The 4,875-nt window shown below is 73.3% G+C and carries 5 protein-coding genes, 1 tRNA gene and 1 pseudogene; 1 reads left to right on the top strand and 6 read right to left on the bottom strand.

Going from position 1 to position 4,875, the window contains the following annotated elements; genetic code table 11:
* The 3 genes from SACPADRAFT_RS0221265 to SACPADRAFT_RS0221255 form a co-directional block, all read right to left on the bottom strand.
* The coding region (locus SACPADRAFT_RS0221265) for an FAD-dependent oxidoreductase (RefSeq protein WP_007026504.1) at window positions 1-1,304 on the bottom strand (1,304 nt) is incomplete at its 3' end.
* 4 nt (window positions 1,305-1,308) lie between these two features.
* Window positions 1,309-2,229: an AurF N-oxygenase family protein gene (locus SACPADRAFT_RS0221260; RefSeq protein WP_007026505.1), complete on the bottom strand. Its 921-nt coding sequence runs from the start codon at window positions 2,227-2,229 to the stop codon at window positions 1,309-1,311.
* Between the two features lie 170 nt (window positions 2,230-2,399).
* Window positions 2,400-2,474: transfer RNA gene (locus SACPADRAFT_RS0221255), tRNA-Asn, on the bottom strand.
* 204 nt (window positions 2,475-2,678) lie between these two features.
* Here SACPADRAFT_RS0221255 and SACPADRAFT_RS0221250 point away from each other — a divergent pair.
* The gene (locus SACPADRAFT_RS0221250; protein WP_007026506.1) at window positions 2,679-2,966 is read left to right on the top strand and encodes a hypothetical protein; all 288 of its coding nucleotides are present in this window, start codon (window positions 2,679-2,681) and stop codon (window positions 2,964-2,966) included.
* Between the two features lie 33 nt (window positions 2,967-2,999).
* On the opposite strand, the gene SACPADRAFT_RS0221245 is transcribed toward SACPADRAFT_RS0221250, so the two are convergent.
* The 3 genes and pseudogenes from SACPADRAFT_RS0221245 to SACPADRAFT_RS0221235 form a co-directional block, all read right to left on the bottom strand.
* Window positions 3,000-3,764, bottom strand: coding sequence for a trans-aconitate 2-methyltransferase (locus SACPADRAFT_RS0221245; protein WP_028662658.1), 765 nt, complete (start codon window positions 3,762-3,764; stop codon window positions 3,000-3,002).
* A gap of 35 nt (window positions 3,765-3,799) precedes the next feature.
* A complete protein-coding gene (locus SACPADRAFT_RS0221240; protein WP_007026508.1) occupies window positions 3,800-4,408 on the bottom strand; it encodes a hypothetical protein in 609 nt (202 codons plus the stop codon).
* Window positions 4,396-4,875 (bottom strand): annotated as a pseudogene (locus tag SACPADRAFT_RS0221235) (DNA primase); the annotation flags it as partial. The pseudogene SACPADRAFT_RS0221235 and the gene SACPADRAFT_RS0221240, both read right to left, overlap by 13 nt.

Here is a 4,875-nt window from a genome sequence, read left to right as displayed (position 1 = left end):
GGCAGCCCCGGCACCGCGGTCCCCCGGTGCCCGACCGCGCGCACGACCCGGCCGACCGACATCGCCACGTCGTCGTCCGGACCGGTGACCCACAGCCCGCGCACCCGGTCCGGACCGGTGATCCGGCGGGGTGCGGAGTGGAACCGGAACACGATGCGCCGCATCCCGGCGGCGGGCGGGGCGGACCAGTCGACGACCTCGCGGGGCACGGACCGCAGCAGGCCCGCCTTGTCGGTGGGGGCCGCGTCGTCGAGGGCGGCGACGGTGCGGTGGTCCCCGGCGTCGACGACCACGTCGCGGTCGGGGTCCTCGGTCAGCGCCAACAGCTCCGGCCGGGTGAACGCGGCCGACTCCGGGCCCCGGCGGCCGAGCAGGACGACCTCGCGCACGCGGCTCGACCGCAGTCGCCGCAGCGCGTGCGGCGCGATCGGGGTGTGGGCCAGCTCGTCCGGGTCGGCGGTGAGAATCCGTGCCACGTCGAGCGCGACGTTGCCGTTGCCGACGACGGCGACCCGCTCGGCCGACAGGTCGACCGCGTCGGCGGGAACATCGGGGTGCCCGTTGTACCAGCCGACCACCGTCGTCGCGGCCACGCTGCCGGGCAGGTCCTCCCCCTCGATGCCCAGTGCGCGGGCCGCGGAGGCACCGACGGCGTAGAGCACCGCGTCGTGCCGGGCGGACAGGTCGTCGACGGTGACGTCGGTGCCCACCTCGACCCCGAGTTTCAGTCGCAGCCTCGGGTGCTTGTGGAAGCGGGCGAACGTCTCGCCGATCTTCTTCGTGGACGGGTGGTCGGGTGCGACCCCGTACCGGACGAGTCCACCCGGTGCGGACAACCGGTCGATCAGCGTCACCCGTGCGTTGGTGTGCAGCAACAGGTCCTCGACGGCGTACATCCCGGCGGGTCCGGTCCCGACCACCGCGACGTCCAACGGCGCCATGTCGCTGGGCACGTCGCGGGCGAACACCGGCGGTGACCACGGGTGGAAGTTCGGCGCCGGGTCCGCGGCCTCGGCCACCGGGTCCCGGTCGGCACCCCGGTCGGCACCCCGGTCGGCGTAGTAGGCCGCGTTGAGCTCCGCGTACGCGGTCATCGGGCCGGAGAGCACGTCCACCGGCACGATCGCGTCGACCGGGCACGCGTCCGCGCACGCACCGCAGTCGATGCAGCTCGCCGGGTCGATGTAGAGCATCTCGGTGCTGCCGAAGTCCGGCTCGTCCGGTGTCGGGTGGATGCAGTTGACCGGGCAGACCGTCACGCAGGACGCGTCGTTGCAGCAGGTCTGGGTGATCGCGAACGCCATCGGCTCAGATCAGGTTCGCGCGCTTGTAGACGCGGGTGGCCGCCGCGGTCAACAGCCCGGCCGAGTCCAGGAACTCCATCAGGCCCGCGCAGCTCGACCGCAGCATCGACTTGTAGTGCTCGTTCGCCCGGGCCTCCCGGACCGCGCGCCGGGTGTCCAGTCCCGCGTTGGCGTAGACGTCGCGGCTGACCATGCTGGTGACGATGAAGTAGGCGGCGATCGACACCACCAGCGCGATGCCCTGCTTGCGCAGCCTGCTCACCCCGCGCAGCCGCTCCAGGGTCTCCTCCCGGGCGAACTTCATGTGCCGGGACTCCTCGACCACGTGGATGTTGTTGATGGTGCGCACGAACGGCGCCACCCGCTCGTCGCGCATCCAGTCCCGCTGCATGACGTCCAGGACCTCCTCGGCGACCAGGATCGCCGCGTAGGCGGCCTCCCCGGTCGCGACGGTCTTGAACAGCCGGCCGAGCTCGACCACCGCGCGGCGCGGACGGTAGGCCGGTGCCCGCAGCTTCGCCGCGCCGCGGGCGAACATGATGGAGTGCCGGCACTCGTCGGCGATCTCGGTCAGCGCCCACTGGAACGCGGGGTCGGTCGGGTCCTTGGCGTAGAAGTCCCGTAGCACCATCTGCTGCAGGATCATCTCGAACCAGATGCCGGTGCTGGCCACCGACGCCGCCTCCTGGCGGGTCAGCTCCCGCCGCTGCGCCTCGGTGAGCTCGGCCCAGTACGCCGTCCCGTACAGGGTGCTCCACTCGGGGCTGGTGCCGTGGTGGTCGGTGTCCAGCGGGGTCTCCCAGTCGACCTCCCGGGCGGGGTCGTAGGACAACGTCTCGGACGAGTCCAGCAGCCGCCGCGCCACGGTCTCGCGCTCGGAGGGGGAGTTCCCGGCCTTCTCCCGGGTGTCTTCGACGCTGGTCATGGGAGACCTCCTGTACGCCCGTGTACCTGTTACCGCGATTTACGGTTACCCCAAAGTAACACGTACTCGCGGCGTTGCCCAGAGGCGTGTCGACACGGGGATCCGGGAGTACGGGGGGGCGGGTGCGGACACGAAAAAACCCCAGGCCCGTGCGGACCTGGGGTTCGGTGTGGCTCCCCCGGCTGGACTCGAACCAGCAACCTTTCGGTTAACAGCCGAATGCTCTGCCATTGAGCTACGAGGGATCGCTCCCGGCCTGCCCGGAGCGGATGAAGCACTCCGTGCTGACCGGTGACTACTGTAATACACACCCGACCGGGCGCCGACACCCACCCCCTCCCCGTGCCGACACCCCACCCCCTTCCCGTGCGGGACGCGGTGGTGTCCGGCGGGCGAGCGACGGGTACGGGACACTGGAACCGGGTAGCCCGCCGTGCGAGGAGGCATCGATGAAGACTTTCCTGTTGGGCGCCGCCGCGGGTTACGTGCTCGGGGCCCGCGCGGGTCGTGCGCGGTACGAGCAGATCGTGCGCAACTACCGCAGACTCGCCGACCACCCGGCGATGCAGGGGGCGGCCGGGGTCGCCCGGGCGAAGGTGGGGGAGAAGGTCGGCGGGCGGATCCCGTTCACCCACCGCAGGCCCGCCCCGCACGGTCACGACGGCCACGCCACCGCGACCCCCGGTGGTCCGAGCGGTTCGGGCGGTTCCGGGGGCTCCGGCGGCCGTTCCTCGTGAGCGCACCCGGCGGCCCCGACCTGGGCCCGCCGGTCAGTGCGGCAGGTGGGCGACGGCGAAGATCCGCCGGAACGGGAACCACGTGACGCCGTCGGCGCGCGGCGGATAGGCCCGCCGTAACTCCGGCGCGAGCTGCGCGCGGAACTCGTGCCATTCCCGCGGCCCCAGCGCCGCGGCCACCGGACGCAACGCCGTGCCGGTCACCCACTCCAGCACGGCGTCGTCGCCGGTCAACGGGTGGAGGTAGGTGGTCTCCCAGGCGTCGACGGCGCAGCCGAGGTCGGCGAACAGGTCCGCGTACCCGGCCGGGTCGTCCACCGCGTCCGGACCGGGCAGGTGCACCCCGGACAACGTCTCCGCCCACGCCGGGCTCGCCGCGAGTTCCCGGATCGCCCGGTGGGACGGGGCGTCGAAGTTGCCCGGCACCTGCATCGCCAGCCAGGCCCCGGCGGGCAGCCGGGGCACCCGGTCACGGAGCAGTTCCCGGTGCTCCGGGGCCCAGTGCAGCACCGCGTTGGCCACCACCAGGTCGGTGTCCGGGGCCGGGTACCAGCCGGTGACGTCGGCGTGGACCGCGGGCACCCCGGCGTCCCGCGCGGCGGCCACCATCTCCGGTGAACTGTCCCGTGCCTCCAGCGTCGCGTGCGGCCACCGGCGCGCGAGCCACGCGGTCAGGGTCCCGGGCCCGCAGCCGAGGTCCACGACCCGACGGGGGTTGTCGGCACCGACCCGGGCGAGCAGGTCGTGGAACGGCCGTTCCCGCAGATCCCGGTGGGTGTAGGCGTGCGGGTCCCACACGGCACGCGTGCCCTCCGGGTCGCGGTCGGGGTGGTTCATCCCGTGCCCGCCTCCGACTCCGGGCCGGTGGCGAGCTTCGCGGCGGCCTCCTCGGCGATGGCGCGCACGGTCTCCGGGTCGGTGCCCGGGTCCGGCCGGGCCTGCAGCACCGACCCGTCGCCGCCGGGCAGTTTGCGCACCACGAACCACACGCCACCACCGGGAAGTTCCTTGTGGTGGCGGGAGCGGATCGAACTCTCCACCCGCTCGCGCACCAGGTGCGGGAGCCTGCCCGGTTTCGGCAGCCGGTACCGGACCGGCCGGTGATCGGCCAGCAGCACGGCGTCCCCGGCGTGTCCGGTCACCTCGGCCTCGGTGACGGACAGCGCGCCCTCGCGCCACACCGCCTTGCTGATCAGGTGCCAGCCGATCCGGCGGGCGCCGGGACCGGCCGTGTCCCCCTCCCCGGAGGTCGGGACCCCGTCGTCCGGCACCCACAATCCCAGGGCGGTGACCGCGACGTGCCCGCCCCGCTCGACCGGCGCGGCGGCGAGCACGTGTTCGTCGTCGGCCAGCCGCGTCCGCAGTTCCTCCGGCACCGGCTCGCCGAACAGCCGGCGCAACGGACCCGGCAACCACGTGGAGAAGGTGGTCACTCGTCCCACCCCCCGACGGCCTGCTCCCGCAGGGCCTTGCGGTACTGCTCCAAGGCCACCAGGTCGCCGAACAGCGCGCGGTAGTCGTCGGCCTCGTCGACCGGCGACAGGCGTTGCAGCTTCGACTTCAGCTCGGTGATCTGGCGGCCGACCAGGCCCTCCTGCACGGCCGCGAGCACCCCGGAGACGTAGCGGACGTCGACCTCCCCCGCCGCCTGGAGCGGCTCGACCGCCAGCCCCGACAGCAGCGAGGTGATGGTGCGGTCCCGCGCGTGTTCGGTGGCGGCGTCCAGCAGCGCCGGCCCGGCGAGCCCGGAGGCGGTGCCGCCCACCGCGAGCACCGCACGATGCACCGCCGCATACGCCGGGTGGGTGAAGGCCTCCTCGGACAGCGCGTCGTACTGCGGCCCGGTCAGGGCCGGTTCCTGCAGCGCGGCCTTGAGCACCTCCCGCTGCGCCCGCAGGTCCGGATCACG

Origin of the sequence: Saccharomonospora iraqiensis subsp. paurometabolica YIM 90007 (assembly GCF_000231035.2) — a bacterium.
Classification (GTDB): Bacteria; Actinomycetota; Actinomycetes; order Mycobacteriales; family Pseudonocardiaceae; genus Saccharomonospora; species Saccharomonospora paurometabolica.
This window is presented reverse-complemented; position numbering and strand designations above follow the sequence as displayed.

Bases quoted from the DNA above. Each gene is read 5' to 3' on its own strand.
- SACPADRAFT_RS0221250 (WP_007026506.1), top strand. From the start codon at position 2,679: ATGAAGACTTTCCTGTTGGGCGCCGCCGCGGGTTACGTGCTCGGGGCC.
- SACPADRAFT_RS0221260 (WP_007026505.1), bottom strand. From the start codon at position 2,229: ATGACCAGCGTCGAAGACACCCGGGAGAAGGCCGGGAACTCCCCCTCC.